Annotated in this window: 20 protein-coding genes; 16 read left to right on the top strand and 4 right to left on the bottom strand. The window is 56.6% G+C overall.

The window, feature by feature from the left end; genetic code table 11:
• Window positions 1-30 precede the first annotated feature (30 nt).
• Window positions 31-894, bottom strand: a complete 864-nt coding sequence (locus AC2FFH_RS05600; protein ID WP_496843937.1) for a LysR family transcriptional regulator — start codon at window positions 892-894, stop codon at window positions 31-33.
• 107 nt (window positions 895-1,001) lie between these two features.
• Here AC2FFH_RS05600 and AC2FFH_RS05595 point away from each other — a divergent pair, with 107 nt between their 5' ends.
• Genes AC2FFH_RS05595 through AC2FFH_RS05570 form a run of 6 tightly spaced genes read left to right on the top strand, consistent with a single transcriptional unit; the run spans window position 1,002 to window position 6,700 of the window.
• Window positions 1,002-1,601, top strand: a complete 600-nt coding sequence (locus AC2FFH_RS05595) for an amino acid synthesis family protein (RefSeq protein WP_109311679.1) — start codon at window positions 1,002-1,004, stop codon at window positions 1,599-1,601.
• Entirely contained in the window at window positions 1,573-2,352 is a 780-nt protein-coding gene (locus tag AC2FFH_RS05590; protein WP_496722514.1) for an alpha/beta fold hydrolase, read from the top strand. Before AC2FFH_RS05595 ends, AC2FFH_RS05590 begins: the two co-directional genes overlap by 29 nt.
• Window positions 2,349-3,269, top strand: a complete 921-nt coding sequence (locus AC2FFH_RS05585; RefSeq protein WP_496843936.1) for a flavin reductase family protein — start codon at window positions 2,349-2,351, stop codon at window positions 3,267-3,269. The genes AC2FFH_RS05590 and AC2FFH_RS05585 overlap by 4 nt, the downstream gene beginning before the upstream one ends.
• On the top strand, window positions 3,269-4,303 hold the full coding sequence (locus tag AC2FFH_RS05580) for an LLM class flavin-dependent oxidoreductase (RefSeq protein ID WP_496776600.1): 1,035 nt from the start codon (window positions 3,269-3,271) through the stop codon (window positions 4,301-4,303). Before AC2FFH_RS05585 ends, AC2FFH_RS05580 begins: the two co-directional genes overlap by 1 nt.
• 8 nt (window positions 4,304-4,311) lie before the next feature.
• Window positions 4,312-5,790, top strand: a complete 1,479-nt coding sequence (locus AC2FFH_RS05575) for an aldehyde dehydrogenase (protein ID WP_496843935.1) — start codon at window positions 4,312-4,314, stop codon at window positions 5,788-5,790.
• A 43-nt stretch (window positions 5,791-5,833) separates the two neighbouring features.
• Window positions 5,834-6,700: an urea carboxylase-associated family protein gene (locus AC2FFH_RS05570; protein ID WP_496843933.1), complete on the top strand. Its 867-nt coding sequence runs from the start codon at window positions 5,834-5,836 to the stop codon at window positions 6,698-6,700.
• Here AC2FFH_RS05570 and argE read toward each other — a convergent pair.
• Window positions 6,697-7,836: an acetylornithine deacetylase gene (argE, locus tag AC2FFH_RS05565; RefSeq protein ID WP_496765276.1), complete on the bottom strand. Its 1,140-nt coding sequence runs from the start codon at window positions 7,834-7,836 to the stop codon at window positions 6,697-6,699. The two genes, AC2FFH_RS05570 and argE, sit on opposite strands and share 4 nt — an antisense overlap.
• A gap of 14 nt (window positions 7,837-7,850) precedes the next feature.
• On the bottom strand, window positions 7,851-9,035 hold the full coding sequence (locus AC2FFH_RS05560; protein ID WP_496843932.1) for a M24 family metallopeptidase: 1,185 nt from the start codon (window positions 9,033-9,035) through the stop codon (window positions 7,851-7,853).
• 195 nt (window positions 9,036-9,230) lie between these two features.
• Between AC2FFH_RS05560 and AC2FFH_RS05555 the strand changes: the two genes are divergently transcribed.
• The 7 genes from AC2FFH_RS05555 to AC2FFH_RS05525 all read left to right on the top strand — a co-directional run bounded on the left by AC2FFH_RS05555 (window position 9,231) and on the right by AC2FFH_RS05525 (window position 17,464).
• A complete protein-coding gene (locus tag AC2FFH_RS05555; protein WP_496843931.1) occupies window positions 9,231-10,376 on the top strand; it encodes a M24 family metallopeptidase in 1,146 nt (381 codons plus the stop codon).
• The gene (locus AC2FFH_RS05550; protein WP_496843930.1) at window positions 10,373-11,080 is read left to right on the top strand and encodes a maleate cis-trans isomerase family protein; all 708 of its coding nucleotides are present in this window, start codon (window positions 10,373-10,375) and stop codon (window positions 11,078-11,080) included. The genes AC2FFH_RS05555 and AC2FFH_RS05550 overlap by 4 nt, the downstream gene beginning before the upstream one ends.
• 149 nt (window positions 11,081-11,229) lie before the next feature.
• Window positions 11,230-12,321 carry an ABC transporter ATP-binding protein gene (locus AC2FFH_RS05545; protein WP_496738623.1) on the top strand — a complete coding sequence of 364 codons (1,092 nt, stop codon included), beginning with the start codon at window positions 11,230-11,232 and terminating at the stop codon, window positions 12,319-12,321.
• A gap of 111 nt (window positions 12,322-12,432) precedes the next feature.
• Window positions 12,433-13,524, top strand: a complete 1,092-nt coding sequence (locus AC2FFH_RS05540) for an extracellular solute-binding protein (protein WP_496843929.1) — start codon at window positions 12,433-12,435, stop codon at window positions 13,522-13,524.
• Between the two features lie 69 nt (window positions 13,525-13,593).
• Window positions 13,594-14,865: an ABC transporter permease gene (locus tag AC2FFH_RS05535; protein WP_282118587.1), complete on the top strand. Its 1,272-nt coding sequence runs from the start codon at window positions 13,594-13,596 to the stop codon at window positions 14,863-14,865.
• A gap of 5 nt (window positions 14,866-14,870) precedes the next feature.
• Window positions 14,871-16,082 carry an ABC transporter permease gene (locus tag AC2FFH_RS05530; protein WP_108858770.1) on the top strand — a complete coding sequence of 404 codons (1,212 nt, stop codon included), beginning with the start codon at window positions 14,871-14,873 and terminating at the stop codon, window positions 16,080-16,082.
• A gap of 161 nt (window positions 16,083-16,243) precedes the next feature.
• Entirely contained in the window at window positions 16,244-17,464 is a 1,221-nt protein-coding gene (locus AC2FFH_RS05525; protein WP_496765266.1) for an aminopeptidase P family protein, read from the top strand.
• A 21-nt stretch (window positions 17,465-17,485) separates the two neighbouring features.
• Here the strand turns inward: AC2FFH_RS05525 and speB are convergent, their stop codons facing one another.
• On the bottom strand, window positions 17,486-18,460 hold the full coding sequence (gene speB / locus AC2FFH_RS05520) for an agmatinase (RefSeq protein WP_496765264.1): 975 nt from the start codon (window positions 18,458-18,460) through the stop codon (window positions 17,486-17,488).
• A gap of 150 nt (window positions 18,461-18,610) precedes the next feature.
• On the opposite strand from speB, the gene AC2FFH_RS05515 reads away from it, so the two are divergent.
• From AC2FFH_RS05515 to AC2FFH_RS05505, 3 genes are all read left to right on the top strand, one after another.
• Entirely contained in the window at window positions 18,611-19,453 is an 843-nt protein-coding gene (locus tag AC2FFH_RS05515; protein WP_496765262.1) for a glycosyltransferase family 25 protein, read from the top strand.
• A gap of 127 nt (window positions 19,454-19,580) precedes the next feature.
• Window positions 19,581-19,949 (top strand): group I truncated hemoglobin, encoded by a 369-nt coding sequence (locus tag AC2FFH_RS05510; RefSeq protein ID WP_496720189.1) that lies wholly within the window; start codon window positions 19,581-19,583, stop codon window positions 19,947-19,949.
• Window positions 19,946-21,004, top strand: coding sequence for an adenylate/guanylate cyclase domain-containing protein (locus AC2FFH_RS05505; protein WP_496765259.1), 1,059 nt, complete (start codon window positions 19,946-19,948; stop codon window positions 21,002-21,004). The genes AC2FFH_RS05510 and AC2FFH_RS05505 overlap by 4 nt, the downstream gene beginning before the upstream one ends.

The raw sequence follows: 21,004 nt of genomic DNA, 5'->3' as shown, positions 1-21,004 counted from the left end.
ATCCTCAGATGCGACATTGGTGTGTCTGAATCAGACCCTTTGGCGTGACGAGCCGGGAACCAATTGTGAAAACCATGATACAAAGGCGTCAACCTCGGGTGATGCGCGCTGCACGGCCAGAAAGTACCCTTCGGCCGCTGGAGCAGTCTCATCGAAAGCACGCGCGACCTGTCCGGTCTGCAGAGCGTGATCGGCGATAAGTGCATTCACCAAGGCCACGCCGTTCCCGGAAGCCGCCAATTGCAAGGCGAGCCCGTAAGAATCGACATAATAGGCCGGGGTATGGATTTTATGACCGGTGACCTCCGCCCAGGTGGACCAGTTGTCTGACGTTCCCACGGCCTCGATCAGGGGCAAGTCCTGAAAAGCGCCAACCAAGCCAGGTGCTTTTACCGCGATCAGGTCATTCGGTCGTAAAGGCATTGCATCCCGTCCAACCTGTTTTTCCGACCCGAACCGGATTTCGACATCGGCGCGCAGGGCCGAGTATTCATCCGGCCAGATCGTGCTGACAAAGCGAATGGACGTATCTGGGTTTTGCTCTCGGAACCGAGGTAACGCTGGGGAAATCAACCATTCGATGATACTGATCGACGCCGCAACAGTGACGTGCTTGGCCCGTTCCTCTGCCAAATACGGAGAGGCGGCGGATTGCAGCAATTGCAGTGCGGCTTCGACTTGCGGCAGCAGCTTTCGCCCCTCATCCGTCAAGGACAGGCCGCGCGGGTGCCGATGAAACAGAACGACACCAAGCCGGGATTCCAGCGACCTGATTTGTTGGCTTACGGCGGATTGAGTCAATCCGATTTCATCCGCCGCAGCTGTTGAGCTCAGCCGTCGGGCCGCAGCCTCGAAAGACCTGAACCATGTAAGGGGGGGCAGTGTTTTGGGCATGTGCAACCGACCTAGTAGCTTTGTTAATACCTAAGACCCAACTTCTTTCGTTTGTCAAAGTGCCGGCAAATCAAAGATATTTCTCGTACTCAAGATTGGGGGATATCGTGCAGCCGGAAATTCGTAAAATAGTGACCTTCGACGAAGAAGTTCTGATCGAAGGATATCGCAAAGCCGAACGGCCGTGGCGCATGTTCGCCGTGGCAGCGGTTGTCACGAACCCTTGGGCCGGACGTTTCGTCGAAGATCTGCGGCCTGAAATTTTGGCCTATGGCCCAATTCTGGGCCAAGAATTGACCGACAGGATGATCGCGCTGGCCGGAAGCGGCGAGGCGATTGAGGCTTATGGCAAGGCCGCGGTTGTGGGGTTGGACGGAGAGGTCGAGCATGCCTCGGGCCTGATCCACACGCTGCATTTCGGAAATATCTTCCGGCAGGCAGTTGGCGCCAAGTCCTATCTTTCATTCACCAACACCCGGGGGCCTGCGAACACACCGATCATGGTGCCATTGATGGACAAGAACGATGCAGGCCGCCGGTCGCATTACCTGACGCTGCAATTCGCCATCCCCGATGCGCCCCGTGCGGATGAGATTGTCGTGGTTTTGGGCGGAGCAACCTCGGGCCGTCCGCATCATCGTATTGGCGACCGTTATCAGGACTTGAAGGATCTGGGCCATGACGTGGACAACCCGGCCTCGGTCTGACATCGGCGGGCTCGCCGCGATAGACGAAGGCGAAGGCCCGCTTGTGGTTCTGCTCCATGGCGTTGGCTTGCGGGCCGAAGCCTGGGGCGCACAGATCGATGCGCTGTCTGCCGCCGGGTATCGTGTTCTGTGTCCGGATATGCCCGGGCACGGGGAAACCCCGTTCCAAAGTGCTATTGGGCTGGATGGATACGCCAACCCGATCGCGGCCCGATTGACCGAGCCTGCTGTTCTGATTGGGCATTCCATGGGCGCTTTGATCGCTTTGGACATTGCGGCATCGGGTCATGATCAGGTGAGAGGCATTGCCGCGTTGAACGCAATTTACCGCCGAACCCCCGAAGCGCGCGTGGCTGTTACGACACGCGCGGCGGCGCTGGATGCTGAGGCCATGAACGATCCCACCGTGACTTTGCAGCGTTGGTTTGGCGATCAGGTTTCCGAAGAATGCGAAGCCTGTTCGCGTTGGCTAAAAGATGTCGATCCGAGCGCCTACAAAGCGGCCTATACCGTCTTCGCCGAAAGCGATGGACCGACTAACGCACAACTGGGGCAAATCAAATGCCCGGCACTGTTTATGACGGGCGGGGATGAGCCGAATTCCACACCGGGCATGTCACAGGGCATGGCGCAGAAGGTGACAAATGGGCGTGTCGAAATTGTTCCGAACGCCGCCCACATGATGCCCATGACGCACCCGGCTAACGTTAACGCCAATTTGCTTGAGTTCGTTCGGAGGTGCCTGCCATGACCGAGGTTGATACCCGCGCCCTGCGTGATGCTTTCGGCAACTTCATGACCGGCGTGACGGTTGTGACGACCCGGGATACGTCCGGCAACCCGGTCGGGTTCACGGCGAATTCCTTCACGTCTGTGTCGCTTGATCCGCCCTTGCTGTTGGTCTGTCCCGGCAAGTTTCTGTCCACCCACGATACCTTTGCCGGATGCGCGCACTTTGCGGTGAATGTTCTGGCAGATGGGCAGCAGGGCGTCTCGAACACCTTCGCTAGTTTCAAGGGCGACCGATTTGGTCGCGTGGCGCATCGCGACGGAGCCAATGGCTTGCCGCTGATCGACGGGGCGCTGGCACAGTTTAGTTGTGAAACGCATCAGGCGCTGCCCGCAGGCGACCACACGGTTCTGATTGGCCGTGTCACAGAGTTCACCCATATCGGCGGAAACGGTCTGGGCTACGTTAACGGGTCGTACTTCAGTCTTGGACTTGAGCGTGAAATGGACGCGCAGGTTCCAACAATCTGCGGCGCGATTGTCGCGGCGAATGGCAAAGTTCTTCTGGAATGCCACCAAGGCGCATTTCGCCCGGTTCAAATCGCCGGTGCAGAACCCGGGGGGCAACGCAACAGGCTGGCACAGGGCCTCTCTGATCGGGGCATTCAGGCGCAGATCGAACAGGTCTATTCTTCGTTCAACGATGCCGAAACGAACCTGCACTACACGTTCTTTCTGGCGTCTTGCGTTCAGAACATCCCGGTGGAAAATGCCGAATGGGTAGATATCGGCGATCTGACTGATCTGACTTACGCCAGCAATAGTTTGCACCACATGATGACCCGCTACGCCCTTGAAGCCCGCGAAGGCGTTTTCGGGCTGTATCTCGGCGACGCCGAGCGCGGCGAAATTCACAGTTTCGGTAAAGGAGCCATTTGATGGAGTTTTCACTGTTTGCCCACGTGGAACGTCTGACCCCGGATCAGCCTCACGATGTTCTGTATGATGAATTCGTGAGCCTGGTGAAGATGGCTGATGACGGGGGCATGCGGGCAGTTTGGACAGGTGAACATCATGGGATGGAGTTCACCATTGCCCCCAACCCGTTTCTGTCGCTGGTCGATCTGGCGCATCACACGCGCAATGTGCGGTTGGGCACCGGAACGGTAATTGCGCCGTTCTGGCATCCGATCAAACTGGCAGGTGAGGCCGCCGCAGCGGATCAGATGACGAAAGGGCGTATCGAGTTGGGGATCGCGCGCGGTGCGTATTCCTATGAATACGAACGTCTGATGCCGGGAATGGACGCTTGGGAGGCGGGGCAGCGCATGCGCGAGTCCACCCCGCTGTTGCCTCAGATCTGGAAGGGCGATTGTGCCCATGAAGGCGAGTTCTATGCGTTTCCGGCCGCAACTTCGGCACCGAAGCCATATCAGGAGGACGGCCCGCCAATCTGGATCGCCGCGCGGGATCCTAACAGCCACGAATTCGGCGTTCACAACGGATTCAATATTCAGGTCACCCCGCTGTGGCAGGGTATGGAAGAGATCGAGACCCTGATGGGGCGGTTCAACGATGCCTGTGACAGCTACGAGGGGCCGCGCCCCAAGATCATGCTGTTGCACCACACCTATGTCGGTAAAGATGACGACGATGTTGCGCAGGGCGTGCAAAATCTGCGCCGGTACTACAATTACTTTGGTGCTTGGTTCCTGAATAAACGGTCGGTTGAACAGGGCTTGATTAAGCCGATTACCGAAGCCGAGATGGACGCGAACCCGATGTATACCAAAGAAAAATTGGGCCGTGATCTGACAGTTGGGACTGCCCAACAGGTGATCGACAGGATCAAGCGCTATGAGGATCTGGGTTATGACGAGTTTTCGTTCTGGGTCGACAGCGGCATGACCAATGAACGCAAGCGCGCCTCTTTGGCGCGGTTCATCGACGACGTCATGCCGGCATTTCAGTGAGGACGACCATGGGAAACCTACCGCATTTTCAGCTGTTCATTGACGGCACTTGGACCGAAGGATCAGCCTCGCAGGTGATGACATCGGAAAATCCGGCGACAGGTCAGGGGTGGGCCACATTCGCGTGCGCTTCTTCCTCCGATGTTGATCGCGCCATTGCCGCCGCCAAACGGGTTCTGGATGACCCGGAATGGCGGGATATGACACAGACCCAGCGGGGTAAGCTGCTGTATCGCCTGGCCGATCTGGTGGCTGAGAATGCCGCGCGTCTGGGTGAGTTGGAGACGACCGACAGCGGAAAGCTGTTGGCGGAAACCTCGGCACAAACCGGATATGTCGCGGATTACTACCGTTACTTTGCGGGGCTGGCAGACAAGATCGAAGGCACGGTCCTGCCCATCGACAAGCCCGACATGCACGTCTTTACCACACGCGAAGCGATCGGCGTCGTGGCCGCGATCGTGCCGTGGAACGCGCAAATGTTCCTGACCGCGACCAAGCTGGGTCCGGCGTTGGCTGCCGGGTGTTCCGTCGTGCTGAAAGCATCGGAAATCGCGCCTGCACCTATGCTGGAGTTCGCCAAGCTGATTGAACAGGCTGGGTTCCCGTCCGGAGTTGTGTCGGTTATCACCGGTGACGCCGAAAACTGCGCGATCCCACTGACCCGGCACCCGGATGTCGACCGAATTGCCTTTACGGGTGGGCCTGAAACCGCCCGCCATGTGGTGCGAAACTCGGCTGAGAACTTTGCGGTCACGTCATTGGAGCTGGGTGGAAAGTCGCCGATCCTCGTGTTTGAGGACGCCGATTTGGACGGTGCAGCAAATGGCCTGATTGCGGGAAATTTCGGCGCATCAGGCCAAAGCTGTGTGGCAGGAACGCGTGGGCTGGTGCATCGGTCAATCCTGGAACCTCTGGTCGAACGGATCGCCGAAAAGGCCAGCGCCATCCGGTTGGGTGATCCTTTGCAGCCCGAAACGCATGTTGGACCGCTTTGCACGGCAGCGCAGGTGCGCAAAATCGAAGAGACCTTGGACAAAGCGCAGGGGCGGGGCGCGACGATCCATTTCGGTGGAGAAGCAGCGGAGCGTCCCGGGAATTACATGAATCCCACTTTGGTCGAATGCGTGTCACCCGAGACCGAAACCTTGAAGATCGAAATGTTCGGACCTGTCATGTCCTTGCTGCCGTTCGATACCGAAGAAGAGGCTATCGCGCTGGCAAACAGCACCCCTTACGGGTTGGGCTCGGGCGTGTTCACGCAGAACCTTGCGCGTGCACACCGTGTTTCGAAACGGATCAGGGCCGGTATCTGCTGGGTGAACACCTATCGCGCGATCTCTCCTATCGCGCCGTTTGGCGGGTTCAATCAGTCGGGATATGGCCGCGAGGCCGGCGTTGAGGCGATCCTGGATTACACCAGAACCAAGACCACCTGGATCAGCACCGCGCAAGAGCCGATGGCGAACCCTTTCATAATGCGCTAAGGATTCGGAAAGGCAGGGATTTCCGGAGGGAAGTGAGGGGCGCATGAAACTGACAAAACCGAACTTCCCACCACCGGCCGATGCCGCCGACCGCAAGGCCATTGCCCCAGTAATCTGCTACCCACCGGACTCGTTGCAGCAGCCTGATCTGATTGGTTTGGGCCAACTGCGCGAAGGTGCCGTAAAGGTGGCCGAGGCCACTGCTGCCCCGCGTGACGCGGCATGCATTGATGTTCCGGCTGGCGCTTTCTTGAGGGTGGTTTCGGTCGACGGTCCTCAGGTTGGCGACCTGAACATGTGGAACAAGCATGACCTGACCGAGCGGTTCTATTCCGGCAAAACCCGCGCGCTGCACGGCACGCACCTGTCGACCGGAGACCGGATGTGGTCGAGCTTTCCCAACATGCGACCGATGGCGACGATCGTTGCCGATACTCTGGACTGGTATGGGTTCGATACCTATGGCGGATCGGTCCATGACGTGATTGGCACACGGTGTGATCCGTATTCCGGGCGTTTGCTATCGGGGGACGACTATCACTATTGCTGCCACTCGAACCTGACCCGCTCGCTGGCCAGCCATTGCGACCTGCCGCTGCATGAGGCCGAAATGCTGGTGCATGACGTGCTGAACGTGTTCATGTGCACCGGATTTTCCCGCGACACGGGCCAGTATTTTATGAAAGCCAGCCCGGTTCGCCCGGGCGACTATCTTGAGTTTTATGCCGAGATTGACCTGATCGTCGGCCTGTCTGCGTGCCCCGGCGGGGATTGTTCGTCGGAACATTCTTCGGATGCCGCTGCCTGCCATCCGTTGGTGATGGAGGTCTATGACCCCGGCGAGAAAGCGCGTGCGGCGCATGTGCAACCGGATCGATCAAAATATGACCGCACGCACGGAACCGGTTAACGAGTCAGGCGCTGACCCAAACGGGTTAACATTCTGCAGCACAGGTCCAACTGTTCGATTTCAAGAAACTCGTCCGCCTTGTGGGCTTGAGCGATCGAACCCGGTCCGCAAACGATCGCGTGAACGCCAAGCTTCTGAAACAACCCGGCCTCGGTCGCAAAGGCAACAACACCTGTACCGTTGGCCCCGGTCAGTTCGGCGACCAGATCACGGGCTGCGTTTTCTTCCATGGGCTCAAGGCCTTCGACTTCGGCGATAGCCTCTTGCGTGATGCTCGAGTCGCTGTGGACCGCTTGCATTTCCGGCAACAGTGAATGCTGTACGTAGTCCGAAAGGGTTTTTTTGACGAGGTCGGCGTCGCCTGCTTGCACGGGCCGCATCTCCCACAAGACCTCGGCCTTGCTGGCTATGACGTTATGGGCTACGCCGCCTGAAATTTGGCCGATATTGACCGTCGTCCAAGGCGGCTCGAACCGGCTGTCGGCGGGTGCGCGGGACTTGAGGATATGGCGCAGCTCCAGCAGTTTGGCGATGTATCGCGCGGCATACTCCGCAGCATTCACCCCGTCATCGGGGGCAGAGCTGTGTCCCTCTAACCCGGTAAAGCGAGTTGTATATTCAAAGCAGCCCTTGTGCCCCTCAATCACGCGCATCTCAGTCGGTTCGCCGATAATCGCGATGTCCGGAACGATGCCGCGTTCGGACAAGTCATCGACCAGCGCTTGCGCACCAAGGCAGCCGACTTCCTCATCGTAAGTAAAGGCAAAGTGCAGCGGCTGGGTCAGCTTCCCGACATCCAGCGTTTCGCCGAAAGCCACCGCCGCTGCGATGAAGCCCTTCATGTCGCATGTGCCGCGACCGTAGAGCTTGCCGTCATTTTCAGCCATCTGGAACGGATCGGTTGTCCAATCCTGATCGGCCACTGGCACCACGTCCGTATGGCCTGACAAAAGGATGCCGCCGGGTTGATCGGGGCCGAGGGTGGCAAACACGTTCGCCTTTGCACCGGTCTTGTCCCGCGTCTCGATACACCGTGCACCCAATGCCTCGAGCCGTTCGGTCAGATAGCTGATCATTTCCAGATTCGAGTCCGCTGACACCGTCTCAAAAGCGATCAGGTCGGCTAGTATTTCCATGGTTCTGGGTAAAGTCATGGCTTCACAAACAGCTTTCTGGGGCGGTCGCAGAAACATTCGGCAGGTCCGGAATCTGTGATGAGGATCGGCTCTGTGATCTCCAACCCCCAATCATCCATCCAGAGGCCTGGCATGAAGTGAAAGGTCATGCCGGGTTCCAGTACGGTCTCGTCCTCGGGTCGCAGGGAAATCGTGCGTTCGCCCCAATCCGGTGGGTAGCTGAGACCAATTGGATAACCGCATCGCGCGCCGCGTTCGATACCGGCCCGTTCCAGCGGGGTGGCCAGTGCCAAAGCAATGTCACGCGCCTGATTTCCGGCACGCGCGGCCTCTAGTCCCGCTTCAAGCCCTTCTACCAGCGCGGCTTCAGCACGAAGCAAAAAGTCGGGTGGCTTACCCAAAAAGACCGAGCGGCAGAAGGGCGCGTGGTAACGGCGATAGCAGCCTGACAGTTCGAAAAATGTACACTCTCCGGATTTGAATGGTTCACCATCCCAAGTCAGGTGCGGTGCAGCGGCATCCGGACCAGACGGGAGCAAGGGCACAATGGCCGCGTAATCGCCCCAATGCTCGCCAACTCCGGTGATTGCGTCATGGTAGATTTGCGCGACAAGGTCGTTCTTTCGCATACCCGGTTCAATGCGTTCCAATACGCCGTCGGTCACATGCTCGGATATCCGCGCAGCTTTTCGCATTAGCGCAATTTCTTCATCGGATTTCACAGCGCGCTGCCAGTTGACCAATGTGTTTGCGTCGATCAGCTCTGCGTCTGGCAACTCTGCCAGCAAAGTCAGGTGCGCTTTGGCCGAATAATAATAATTGTCCAACTCGACACCGATCCGCCCCTTCGCGATACCAGTGTCCGCAATCAGCGTGGCCAGATCCTGCATGGGGTGACGCACGGTGGATTGTACGTATTCGTCGGCATATCCATGGATCCGGTCATTGGACATCCAAACGGTTCTGCGCGCGCCATTGGCATCCTGATTTCGGCCCCACCAGATCGGGTCGGCATCCTGAAGCACAAATACCCCCTGATGCACATAGAACGACCAGCCTTCATACCCGGTCAACCATGCCATGTTTGAAGGATCTTCGACAAACAAGGCATCTAAACCCGCCGCTGCCATGGCAGCGCGGGTTTTTGCCAATCTGCGGTCATACTCGGCGCGGCTGAAGGCCGGATCTGAATGGGGCATTTTAGGCTCCTGCCTTAGGCGAGTTTTGTTGACAGAACTTGACGAATGCGATCACGTCAATGGGCATCACGGGAAAGACACCAAATTGAGAATCTCACCTACCCCCCATCGCGGCGGCCAAATGCTGATCAATGGCGCTTGTTTGAGAATTGACGCGGACGCGCAGGTTAGCTGCTTTTTTTCTGAGGTCACGGAATGAGGGGGTTTGAAACATCTGAGTTCGCAGCACGAACGGAACGTGCGCAAAACAAGATGCAAGCCTCTGGTCTGTCGGCGCTGTTGCTAACGACGGAACCTGAGGTTCGATATTTTACCGGCTACCTGACGCGGTTTTGGGAAAGCCCGACACGGCCCTGGTTTCTGATTGTACCTGCGAGTGGTAAGCCGATTTCTGTGATCCCTTCGATCGGGGCCGCGCTAATGGCCGAGACATGGCTCGACGATATCCGAACCTGGGCCGCGCCGGATCTCGCCGACGATGGCATTAGCCTTTTGGCTGAGACACTTCGTGAGGTGACGCCCGACGACGCAAGGATCGGTCTACCAGATGGGCATGAAACGCATGTCAGGATGCCGTTGGCAGACCTTCGACGTTTGCAACAGGCAGTCGGTCGGCGAGACCTTTGCGGCGACGAAGGGATCATGCGCGCGCTTCGGATGGTGAAATCATCAGCGGAGATTGCAAAGATCGAAACGGCTTGCGCCATCGCCGGACGCGCCTTTCAGCGGGTGCCCGAAATCGCCAAAGAAGGCGTGGCGTTGGATGCTGTGTTTCGCCGGTTTCAAATGCTGTGTCTGGACGAGGGGGCCGATTGGGTTCCATACCTCGCGGGCGGTGCGGAACAGGGCGGTTACACTGACGTAATATCCCCGGCATCTGATACGCAACTGCAACAAGGCGATGTCCTGATGCTGGACACCGGCCTGGTTTGGGATGGGTATTTCAGTGATTACGACCGCAACTGGTCGATAGGGCCCGCAAACGCGCAGGTTAAGTCAGCCTATAGTGCATTGATTGAAGCATCGGATGCGGCGTTCGAGATTGCGCGCCCGGGCGCTACGGCGGCCGACTTGTTTCAGGCGATGAACTCTGTGCTGTCGCGCCACGATGCTGACACTGGGGCAGGGCGCTTGGGGCATGGATTGGGGATGTCTTTGACAGAATGGCCATCCCTCATTCCAACCGACCACACAGTTTTGGAACCAGGTATGGTCCTGACGCTTGAACCGGGCATTGCCGTGGGTGGAAAGATCCTTGTCCACGAAGAAAACATCGTCATAACCGAAGAAGAGCCCCGCTTTCTTAGCCCTCGCGCTGGTATGGAGTTGCCCGAGATATGACGCGTTTACCTTATACAGTTGATGCAGATGATCCCGCAGCGCCCCCAATGGGCCTGATCGTCTTGCAGACAGACGAGACCCTTGAGCCGGAGTTCAACGCGTATTTTTCTGATCGAAGCTGTCCGATTTACGTCTCCAGAATTCCCAGCGGCAAAGAGGTGACGACTGATACTCTGGCGGAAATGGAAACCGCCTTGCCTGCCGCTGCCGATTTGTTGCCCAAGACCCGACCATATCGTGTTGTTGGTTATGGCTGCACCTCTGCCAGCTCGGTTATCGGCTCGGATCAGGTTGAACAAATGGTTCAAAAAACTTGCGAGGCGGCGATTGTTACAAACCCTTTGCGCGCGGCCTCGGCCTGCGCCCACGAACTTGGCGTAGCAAAGTTTGCACTTTTGTCGCCATATATCGAAGAAGTGAACGATCCCTTACGCAGTGCATTTGCGCAAAATGGCATTTCGATGGATGTTTTTGGCACATTCGGCGAAGCCGAAGAGGCCAAAGTAGCGCGGATTTCACGGAAGTCTCTGATTGAGGCTGCAGTGAGTCTTGGGCAGGATGATTCAGTTGAAGCTGTTTTTCTAAGCTGCACGAATCTTAGAACTTTTGATGTTATTCCGATTGTGCAGGAACGCCTTAAAAAACCGGTGCTTTCCAGCAACCAAAGCCTTGCGTGGCACATGCGTAAGTTGAATTCTGCCTGAAAACTCTGCTGCCTCCTTTTTAATCGTTACCCACGTGTCATATTTTGGTTGCGTGTCGCACCCCGCATGTCCTTAAATGGCCTCGACAGGTCTTTGAGATCCGGATGAACCGGGCAGGCAAGGACTGCACAGGGGAGACTAATCGGTAAATGTCTAATGACGCAGCGTTCGTCGAGTTTCAGCATGTCCAAAAATCTTATGATGGCGAGATCCTTGTTGTAAAAGACCTTAACCTTTCCATGCCGAAAGGTGAGTTTCTTACAATGCTTGGGCCCTCGGGTTCCGGCAAGACAACTTGTCTGATGATGCTGGCAGGGTTTGAAACAGCCACCCATGGCGAGATTATGTTGGACGGGCGACCGATCAATAATATCCCACCGCACAAGCGCGGTATCGGCATGGTATTCCAAAATTACGCTCTTTTTCCGCATATGACGGTGGCAGAAAATCTGTCGTTCCCTCTGGAAGTGCGGAAAATTGGCAAGGACGCAAGAGAAGAAAAGGTCCGCCGGGCGCTTGATATGGTGCAGATGGGGGCCTTTGGCAGCCGTCGACCGGCGCAATTGTCTGGGGGTCAGCAGCAGCGGATTGCCCTTGCACGTGCGCTGGTGTTCGAGCCCGAGCTGGTGCTGATGGATGAACCTTTGGGCGCGCTCGACAAACAGCTGCGTGAGCATATGCAGTTTGAAATCACGCGTCTGGCCCATGAACTTGGGATTACGACGGTCTACGTGACCCACGACCAGACCGAGGCGCTGACAATGTCAGATCGCGTTGCGGTATTCGACGATGGGCGCATTCAACAGCTTGCGCCGCCGGATCTGCTGTATGAAGAGCCTGAAAACAGTTTCGTTGCCCAGTTCATTGGTGAAAACAATACATTGGAAGGCGTTGTTAAATCAATCAACGGCGACGAATGTGTTGTGGCGCTGGATGACGGATCTGAAATTGACGCCAAGCCGGTCAATGTCCACGCGGCAGGTGATCGGACCAAAGTGTCAATCCGGCCTGAGCGGGTGGAATTCAACAAGGATCGCCTGCACGCCGATGCGCATACACTGAAGGCAACGGTGAAAGAGTTCATTTACATGGGCGATGTCTTCCGCTTCCGTCTGTCGGTTGCCGGGAATGACGACTTTATAATCAAGACGCGAAACGCCCCGGACGCTATCAAGCTGTCACCGGGCCAGGAAGTCGAAATCGGCTGGCTTGCGCGCGACTGCCGGGCATTGGACGCCTGATCAGGGAACAGCCCGTTCACGACACGAAAGTGCGCGGGGAAAGGCATGGGTGGGTTACCCCGTGGCCCAACCAAAAAGATCAAAATTAACGGGAATAACAGGGAGTTAACGATGAAAGTAACAAAAACCACTATTATGGCAGGTGCTATCGCGGCAGTTGCCGGCGCTGCATCCGCAGAGGAAATGACTATTGTCTCTTGGGGCGGAGCTTACTCCAAGTCGCAGCTGAAAGCATATCATGAGCCCTATTCCGAGAAGAGCGGCGTCACGATCCTGAACGACGACAGCTCGGCTGAGGCGGTTGCTAAACTGCGTGCGATGAACGAAGCAGGCAACATCACCTGGGACGTGGTCGACGTTGTGGCGGCAGATGCAATTCGTCTGTGTGACGAAGGCCTGGCGCTGGAAATCGATCCGGACACCATGTTGGCACCGGCACCCGACGGAACCTCGGCTGCTGATGATTTCGGTGACTTGCTTGTCAGCGAGTGTTTCATTCCGCAAATCGTTTACTCGACTACATTCGGGTATCGTACGGATCTGGTGGGTGACACACCGCCGTCGGATGTTTGCGCAGTCTTCGATCTGGAAGCCTATCCAGGCAAGCGTTCACTTGAAAAGCGTGCCATCAACAACATGGAATGGGCTCTGATTTGTGACGGCGTGGTAAAAGACGACGTCTATGACGTGCTGGCGACTCCGGAAGGGCAGGATCAGGCCCTGGCCAAGCTAGGCACCATCAAAGACAACGTTGTCTGGTGGTCTGCAGGCGCGGACACGCCGCAGTTGCTGGCGGACGGCGAGATCATCATGGGTTCGACCTATAACGGTCGCCTGTTCAGCGTGATCGAAGAGCAGAAGCAACCCGTTGCAATGCTGTGGGATGCTCAGATATTTGATCTGGACGGCTGGATTATTCCTGCTGGTCTGAGCGAAGAGCGTCAGAAGCGCGCGCTGGACTACATCATGTTCGCAACCGATACGCAGCGCCTGGCGGATCAGGCCAAGTACATCTCGTACGGTCCGGCACGTGCATCTTCGGCGCCGCTGGTGGGTCAGCACGCGGACCTGGGCATCGACATGGCACCTCACATGCCGACCGATCCCGAGAACGCCAAGAACACGTTCCTGTACAACTACGAGTTCTGGGCTGACTATCGTGATGATATCGAAGCAAAGTTCCAGGCTTGGCTGGCGAAGTAATCGCTGATTGAACCAAAAAACCAGCCGGGGCCAAGTTAGGCCCCGGCGTCAAAAAATCAGGGAACGCAGATGAGCGACGCAACTCAATCAGGTCCGATGTTGGCGGCAGATGGTACGCCGCTGAAGAAATCACTGGCGCGTTCATTGCGTCGGCGTAAATTGCGGGCGTTGGCTCTGGTTGCGCCACTTTTGCTATTTGTACTGCTATCATTCGTCATACCTATCATTTCCATGCTATTCCGATCGGTCGAAAACGGGATTGTCTCAGAGACACTTCCTTTGACAGTCGTTGAGTTACAGCAATGGGACGCCGAGAGCGGGGAATTGCCGGACGAAGCTTTGTATGAAGCATTTATTCGCGACATGGTTGTTGCCGTTGACGCCAAGCAACACACAAGACTAGGTACCCGCTTGAATTACGAACAGACGGGAATGTCGTCGATGTTCCGAAAATCTGGACGCCAAATCAAGCGGTTGGATCCGGAAGCTGACGCCCCGTTCAAGGAAAAATTGATCGAAATTCACGATGGCTGGGGGGACGTGGACACGTGGCGCGTGATCAAGACGCACGCGGTGCCGATCACCAATGGATACTTTCTGAACGCTATTGATATGCAGCGCACACCCGAAGGGGCGCAAGCGCAACCCGAAGATAAGCGCATCCTCATCAAGCTGTTCGGCCGGACATTGTTCATGTCGCTGATCATTACCGGGGCCTGTATTCTGCTGGCCTATCCAGTTTCTTACCTGCTCGCCAATCTGCCGATGCGGGCTTCAAACATGCTGATGATTTTGGTGCTGTTGCCATTCTGGACCTCGCTGCTTGTGCGCACCTCCGCCTGGAAAGTGATGTTGCAGCAGCAGGGTGTGATCAACGAAACGCTGGTCTGGCTGGGCTTTGTTGCCGATGATGCGAGGCTGGTGATCATCAACAATCAATTCGGCACGATCATTGCGATGACGCATATCCTGCTGCCGTTCATGATCCTGCCGATGTATTCGGTCATGCAGACGATTCCGCCGTACTATACCCGTGCGGCCAAATCCATGGGCGCGACAAACTGGACGACTTTCTGGCGGATTTACTTCCCGCAATCGATACCGGGTATCGGCGCGGGTTCGATCCTCGTATTCATTCTTGCCATCGGGTACTACATCACGCCCGAGATCGTTGGCGGCACCAAAGGTGTCTTCATTTCGAACCGGATTGCGTACCACATCTCATCCTCTCTGAACTGGGGACTGGCTGCGGCGCTGGGGACGATCCTGCTGGCGGTCGTTCTTCTACTCTACTGGTGCTACGACAAGATCGTCGGCATTGATAACGTCAAGCTGGGATAAAGAATATGGCTGCACTTACACCAATATCCCGCAAACCGTTGTCGGTGGTTCTGCCGGCTGTCGCAATCGCCGGAGGATTTCTGGGCATGTTCGTCGGAGCCGGGCAGGACAACGTTCTGCTGGGCATTCTGATCGGCGCTGCTTTGATGGCAGGGCTGGCATGGTTGTATATCAACGTGCTGGACAACGAACGCGTTGCGCGCTGGATTACGATACTGGGTCTTGCTGCAATTGGATTTTTCTTTGCAGGCATTACGGGCTTGATCGTCGGGCTGCTGGCGGGGTGGTTCTTTGCCTTCTTCATCTTCTGGCTCTACGAGGGGCGCTATCGGCAAAAATTGCTGCCTTACATGACGGCTGGTCAGGTGTTGTGGCATTTTACTTTCCGGGTGATCTGCGGGGCAATCTTCGTGTTCCTGATCACTCCGATCCTTGTGGTTCTGCCGCTGTCTTTCAATGCGCAGGACTTTTTCACCTTTACGCCCGAAATGCTGCGTCTGGACCCTGAAGGGTATTCGCTGAAGCATTACCGCGACTTCTTCACCAACAATGAATGGCAGCGTAGCTTCAAGAACTCGCTGATCATCGCACCAATTGCGACCATCATTTCGGTATCGCTGGGCACTCTGGCGGCGATAGGTCTCAGCCAGTCGCATGTTCCGGGGCGTCGGGCCATCATGGGCATTCTGATCTCGCCAATGATCGTTCCGCTGATCATCTCGGCCACGGGTATGTTCTTTTTCTACAGCGACATCGGCCGCTTTTTGGAAGGTACGCTGGGTATGAACAAGAACTTCGTCGGCTATGTGAAAGTCGTGCTGGCCCACGCGGTTCTGGGGATTCCCTTCGTCATCATCACGGTGACTGCAACGCTGGTCGGATTTGACCAGTCACTGACGCGGGCTGCTGCGAATATGGGTGCGGGTCCGGTGCGGACGTTCTTCAAGATCCAGATGCCGCTGATTTTGCCGGGTGTAATCTCGGGCGGATTGTTTGCCTTCATCACTTCGTTTGACGAAGTTGTGGTGGTTCTCTTTGTCGGATCAGCCAGCCAAAAGACATTGCCTTGGCAGATGTTCACCGGCCTGCGTGAACAGATCAGCCCGACCATTCTGGCCGTTGCGACCATCCTTGTCGTGATCTCGATCGCGCTGCTGACCACGGTCGAACTGCTGCGGCGGCGGTCTGAACGCCTGCGGGGTCTCACCCCGGCTTGACGCGACTCAAAAGCTGATTTAGCGATTTCACCATGTACCCCGGTCACGATGGCGTCGTGACGCAACGCGGGGTGCATGGCTCTCGGATCCCGAGGCCGCTCGTCCTGAACGCCGGGACTTGTGGCCGGGCGATGCCAGTCCGGCGTTGAGGAGAGTCAAAGATGAAAGATCTGAACAACCGCCCCGAGTTTTTCACCTGCCACAACGGTGACAAAGCGCCGTTGCCATTCAGCCGGGCGGAATACGACCGTCGCCTTGCCAATCTACGCGCGACCATGGCGGCACGGGACATTCCCGCAGTTCTGCTGACGTCGATGCAGAACATCGCTTACTACTCGGGCTTCCTGTACTGCTCGTTTGGTCGCCCCTATGGCTGTGTTGTAACGCAGGATGCCTGTACCACGGTTTCGGCCAATATCGACGCCGGGCAGCCCTGGCGCCGGTCGGTCGAAGAGAACGTGATCTACACCGATTGGAAGCGGAACAATTACTGGCGCGCTGTAGCCAGCCTGATTGGCTCCGCCCGCCGGGTCGGTATCGAGGGTGACCACATGACCCTGGCAATGCGCGACACTGCGCTGGACATGTTGGGTGCACCGGAACTGATCGATATCGCGGCTGATACGATGGCTGCACGGATGGTGAAATCAGCCGAAGAGATCGAATTGATCAAAGGCGGCGCGCGTACTGCGGATGTTGGTGGCGCGGCTATCCACGCCGCGATCCGTGAAGGCGCGACCGAGATCGAGATCGCCATGGCCGGACGTGACGCGATGGAGGCTGAGATTGCCCGCGCCTATCCGGATGCCGAATACCGCGACACATGGGTTTGGTTTCAGTCAGGCTTGAACACGGATGGCGCACATAACCCGGTCACCAAGCGCGCGTTAGAAAAGGGCGATATACTATCCCTGAACACTTTCCCGATGATTTCAGGTTATTACACAGCGCTGGAGCGCACTCTGTTTCTGGGCGAACCCGACGCCGATAGCCTGCGCATCTGGAAAGCCAACGTTGCCGCGCATGAGCTGGGTCTGAGCCTGATTAAACCCGGCGCGACCTGCTCGGGGATCTGCGAGGAAATCAACCGCTTCTTCGCCGACGAGGGTCTGCTGCAGTACCGGTCCTTCGGGTACGGCCACTCTTTCGGTATCCTTAGCCATTACTATGGGCGCGAGGCAGGCCTGGAATTGCGTGAAGACATCGACACGGTTCTGGAACCCGGCATGGTCGTTTCAATTGAGCCGATGCTGTGGATTCCAGAAGGTCAGAAGGGTGCAGGCGGATACCGGGAACACGACATTCTGGTGGTCGAGGAAACCGGTGCCGAAAACATTACCGGCTTCCCCTATGGCCCTGAACACAACACGATCAGTGCATAATTGATCTGGCAGGAAGGGCGATCAGCCCTTCTTGCCACGTTCGTGAAAGATGAACCCGATGAAGTTCAGCAGAACCTGAGCCGCCAGAATCTGCGTGCTTTCGGTCGGGTCGTAATTCGGAGCCACTTCGACAAGGTCGATCCCGACTACGTCTCCGCGTTTCGCAAGCCCCTGAATTATCTCCAAGACATCATAGTACTGGAACCCGCCGTGGCTGGGCGTGCCGGTGCCAGAGGCGATGGACGGGCAGAATGCGTCGATATCAATCGTGACATAATACCGGGCGCCTTCCGGGATGCGCGCCAACACGCCATCCGTACCGAGCTTGCGCACCTGCCGAACAGACAAAATGTCCGACCCGCGGGCGCGGGCGTCCTCATATCCTTCTTTGGCGGTTGACGACACGTTCCGGATGCCCAATTGCGTCATGCCCGAAACGTAAGGCTTTTCAATCGCGCGTCGCATGGGGTTGCCGTGTCCCGCGGTCACGCCGTGGCGTTCGTCTACGAAGTCCAGATGTGCATCGATCTGAACAACGTGGATGGGTCCATTTTTCTCGCAATCCTTTTCGAAAGCGTTGATGCAGGGAATATTGACCGAGTGATCTCCGCCGATGGTAACCGGCAGGGCGCCCGCGTTCAGCATCTTTTCCACACCGAACTGGATGTTGGCGTGGCTTTCTTCGGTTTTGGTGTGGATGATATCCGCGTCGCCGATATCGACCATCCGGACCGAGCCATCCAAGTAAGTGGCATCATCCTCATGGTCATATGCGCCGGCATGGCCGAAGCTGAACAGAGTTGAAGCTTCGCGCACCGCACGCGGTCCAAACCGAGCGCCGGATCGCCACTGAGTTCCGAAATCAAAAGGCGCGCCCATGACGGCGACGTCAGCATCGATTTGATCCCAATCCTCGACGTACGGAGCTTTGCCAAAGGTCGATATGCCCACAAACGGCAGGTTCAGGCGACCGCCGGAATATCCATGAGACGTCATTGCAAGAATCCTGTTTATTGTTTTCCCAGAGCAGCTTAATCGGGACTTCTAAATCAGGATAGGCGAAACCGGATACATATTGCTCAAGCGCGGACTTGATTGTCCGCCTTGCCAGTGTGTATCTGGCGTAACTGCTTGAAAGGAAACACCGTGGGACGTCACGAACTGCCACCAGAGACGGGTGCCTTTTTTATCAATCTGGATCGGGTCCCAGTGCGCCGTGACTTCATGGAAGCGCAGTTCAATCATGCAGGCTTGGTGGGTGCCACCCGGTTTGGCGCGACGGATGCCCAGAAACCCGGAGTTGTGGACGCCAGCGGCTATGTTGCCGGATCGGGCAGTCGCTGGGGATTGACGCAAAGCGAAATCGCCTGTTTCGAAAGCCATCGCGCAGTATGGCAGGCGGTCGTGGATCAAAACCTGCAAGCGGCGGCCATTTTCGAAGATGACGTCGAAATGTCCATCCAGGCAGGATCTGTGATTTCCGCACTGATGGCGGACCCAGATGCCTTTGACATGTTGAAGCTGGACTATTCCCCCAAATCTCTTCGTTTTGGGCCAGAGATGCATATCGCAGGCGTCACCGTCCGGCCCATGCTGGAAACGGCCCCGAGTGCGGCCGCCTATGTGCTTTCTCAGCGGGCCTGCCAGAAACTGCTGAATTGGTCCGAAAAGTATTCGGATCACCTGGACGATTTCGTCTCCATCCCACGGTCGGATTGGCGGATGTATCAGTGCTTTCCGGCTGTTGGGGTGCAGATGATCTGGTCGAAACAGCAAGATCACACGGTCGAAGAGGTGAAGGTCAGCGAACGATCCCAAGACCAGAAAACCAACAGCGGGCTGGATAAGGGGCCGCTTTGGTTCCGCCTTCGGCGGGAATTGGTCGCGGCGCGGCGCAAGCTGTATTGGCGCATGGGGGGGCAGACGCGATTGCTGGAACAGGGGGGATATGTCGGGTTCATCCCCTGCGCCGACGATCTGAGCGTGTAAATTCAAGCCTCACCAACGCCACCTAAACGGACATCCCGCGTTGCATCCGCGTCATAAGCGTTAACAAAACTGTCAATATGATATAATCTCGTGACGTTAGTGGTGAATAACGTTTGGGTTATGTGTCGTGGGGCAGACAATTTACGAAAGATACGGTGGTTTCAAAACGATCTCGCGGATCGTGATGACCTTTTACGAAATGGCGTTGGAGTCCGATCAGATCGGCGATCATTTCGAAGACATAGACATGCCCCGTTTGATTGATCATCAGACCAAGTTCGTTTCGTCCCTGGTTGGTGGACCTGCATCCTTTAGCGATGACAGGATCGAGGCGGTTCATCGTCACCTGAACATCTCTCACGCCGATTTTGATGAGATGGCTGCGCTTTTCAGCGAAGCCTTGTCGATGCATGGAATGGAAGACGCGCATATAAAAATTGCCCTTGATGCCATCGAGTCAAAACGAGCCATCATCGTGGCACGCGACGCCGCATGAGTATTCTGGCCATAAACGAACAGCTGCTCCGCGCGATCGGTGTCGGCGTCGCTGTTGTGCGGGCTACGGATTTGGGTTTCGTGTTTCACAACGGTCCATTTACCGAGTGGTTTGGGGCACCGGCCGAAGGTCAGACCCTGTTGGATTATTTTCCCGACCTTGATCCAAAAGAGCTTGAAGACGTTAAACAATCCGGCCTGCGCTATTCGGCCGAGCTACAGGTCAAACCCAAGCGCCGGACGCTGATATTCGCAGTCGCGGTTTCCCTGGCCAACGGCCTTTCCGAACAGGTGTTGGTGGTTGAATTTCAGAACATCACCCGCATTCGCGAGCTTGAGAGTATGATCGACAGTTATTCGACCATGGTCGAACGTAATACGCGCGAATTGGAACGCGAGAAAGAGCGGGTCGAACGGCTGCTGTTGAACCTCATGCCCCGCGCTGTGTACGAAGAGTTCAAGACCTTTGGTGTCGTTACGCCGCAACTCTACGATCAGGTCTCGGTCGTGATGCTGGATTTTGTGGGCTTTACGGATTTTGCGGCAAAAACCGACCCGACTGTGACACTCAGCGAGTTGAACGATGTCTTCACGGCCTTTGACAGGATCGTCGAACAATATGGCTGCGAACGGATCAAAACCATCGGAGACGCTTATCTGGCGGTCTCGGGTATGCCGGACGCAACTCCAGATCATGCGACGGCCGTGGCCCATTGCGCAGTCCGGTTCCTGCGTTACCTCGAACGGCGCAACGAAAGCCATCCGCATAAGTGGCAGGCCCGGATCGGTCTGGGAATGGGGCCTGCAGTCGGCTCGGTCGTGGGTATTCAGAAATACGTCTACGATGTGTTTGGTCCGGCCGTGAACATTGCTTCACGCCTGCAAGTCTTTGCAAACCCAATGAATATCGTCGCCCCAGAAGAAATGAAATACGCGCTGATTGACGAGTTTCAAGTCTCGGATATTGGGCCGGTGGATATCAAGGGCATGGGGCAGATGGATCTGATTAACGTCACCTCGGGCCTTAGTGTTCCGGCACCAAGGCCCAGGTTCTAG

Source organism: Ruegeria sp. YTSC003, assembly GCF_059609785.1.
The sequence above is the reverse complement of the archived record's forward strand: the minus strand, read 5'-3'. Positions and strand labels throughout refer to the sequence as shown.

Bases quoted from the DNA above. Each gene is read 5' to 3' on its own strand.
- AC2FFH_RS05600 (WP_496843937.1), bottom strand. From the start codon at position 894: ATGCCCAAAACACTGCCCCCCCTTACATGGTTCAGGTCTTTCGAGGCT.
- AC2FFH_RS05590 (WP_496722514.1), top strand. From the start codon at position 1,573: ATGACGTGGACAACCCGGCCTCGGTCTGACATCGGCGGGCTCGCCGCG.
- AC2FFH_RS05585 (WP_496843936.1), top strand. From the start codon at position 2,349: ATGACCGAGGTTGATACCCGCGCCCTGCGTGATGCTTTCGGCAACTTC.
- AC2FFH_RS05580 (WP_496776600.1), top strand. From the start codon at position 3,269: ATGGAGTTTTCACTGTTTGCCCACGTGGAACGTCTGACCCCGGATCAG.
- AC2FFH_RS05575 (WP_496843935.1), top strand. From the start codon at position 4,312: ATGGGAAACCTACCGCATTTTCAGCTGTTCATTGACGGCACTTGGACC.
- AC2FFH_RS05570 (WP_496843933.1), top strand. From the start codon at position 5,834: ATGAAACTGACAAAACCGAACTTCCCACCACCGGCCGATGCCGCCGAC.
- argE (WP_496765276.1), bottom strand. From the start codon at position 7,836: ATGGAAATACTAGCCGACCTGATCGCTTTTGAGACGGTGTCAGCGGAC.
- AC2FFH_RS05560 (WP_496843932.1), bottom strand. From the start codon at position 9,035: ATGCCCCATTCAGATCCGGCCTTCAGCCGCGCCGAGTATGACCGCAGA.
- AC2FFH_RS05555 (WP_496843931.1), top strand. From the start codon at position 9,231: ATGAGGGGGTTTGAAACATCTGAGTTCGCAGCACGAACGGAACGTGCG.
- AC2FFH_RS05550 (WP_496843930.1), top strand. From the start codon at position 10,373: ATGACGCGTTTACCTTATACAGTTGATGCAGATGATCCCGCAGCGCCC.
- AC2FFH_RS05545 (WP_496738623.1), top strand. From the start codon at position 11,230: ATGTCTAATGACGCAGCGTTCGTCGAGTTTCAGCATGTCCAAAAATCT.
- AC2FFH_RS05540 (WP_496843929.1), top strand. From the start codon at position 12,433: ATGAAAGTAACAAAAACCACTATTATGGCAGGTGCTATCGCGGCAGTT.
- AC2FFH_RS05535 (WP_282118587.1), top strand. From the start codon at position 13,594: ATGAGCGACGCAACTCAATCAGGTCCGATGTTGGCGGCAGATGGTACG.
- AC2FFH_RS05530 (WP_108858770.1), top strand. From the start codon at position 14,871: ATGGCTGCACTTACACCAATATCCCGCAAACCGTTGTCGGTGGTTCTG.
- AC2FFH_RS05525 (WP_496765266.1), top strand. From the start codon at position 16,244: ATGAAAGATCTGAACAACCGCCCCGAGTTTTTCACCTGCCACAACGGT.
- speB (WP_496765264.1), bottom strand. From the start codon at position 18,460: ATGACGTCTCATGGATATTCCGGCGGTCGCCTGAACCTGCCGTTTGTG.
- AC2FFH_RS05505 (WP_496765259.1), top strand. From the start codon at position 19,946: ATGAGTATTCTGGCCATAAACGAACAGCTGCTCCGCGCGATCGGTGTC.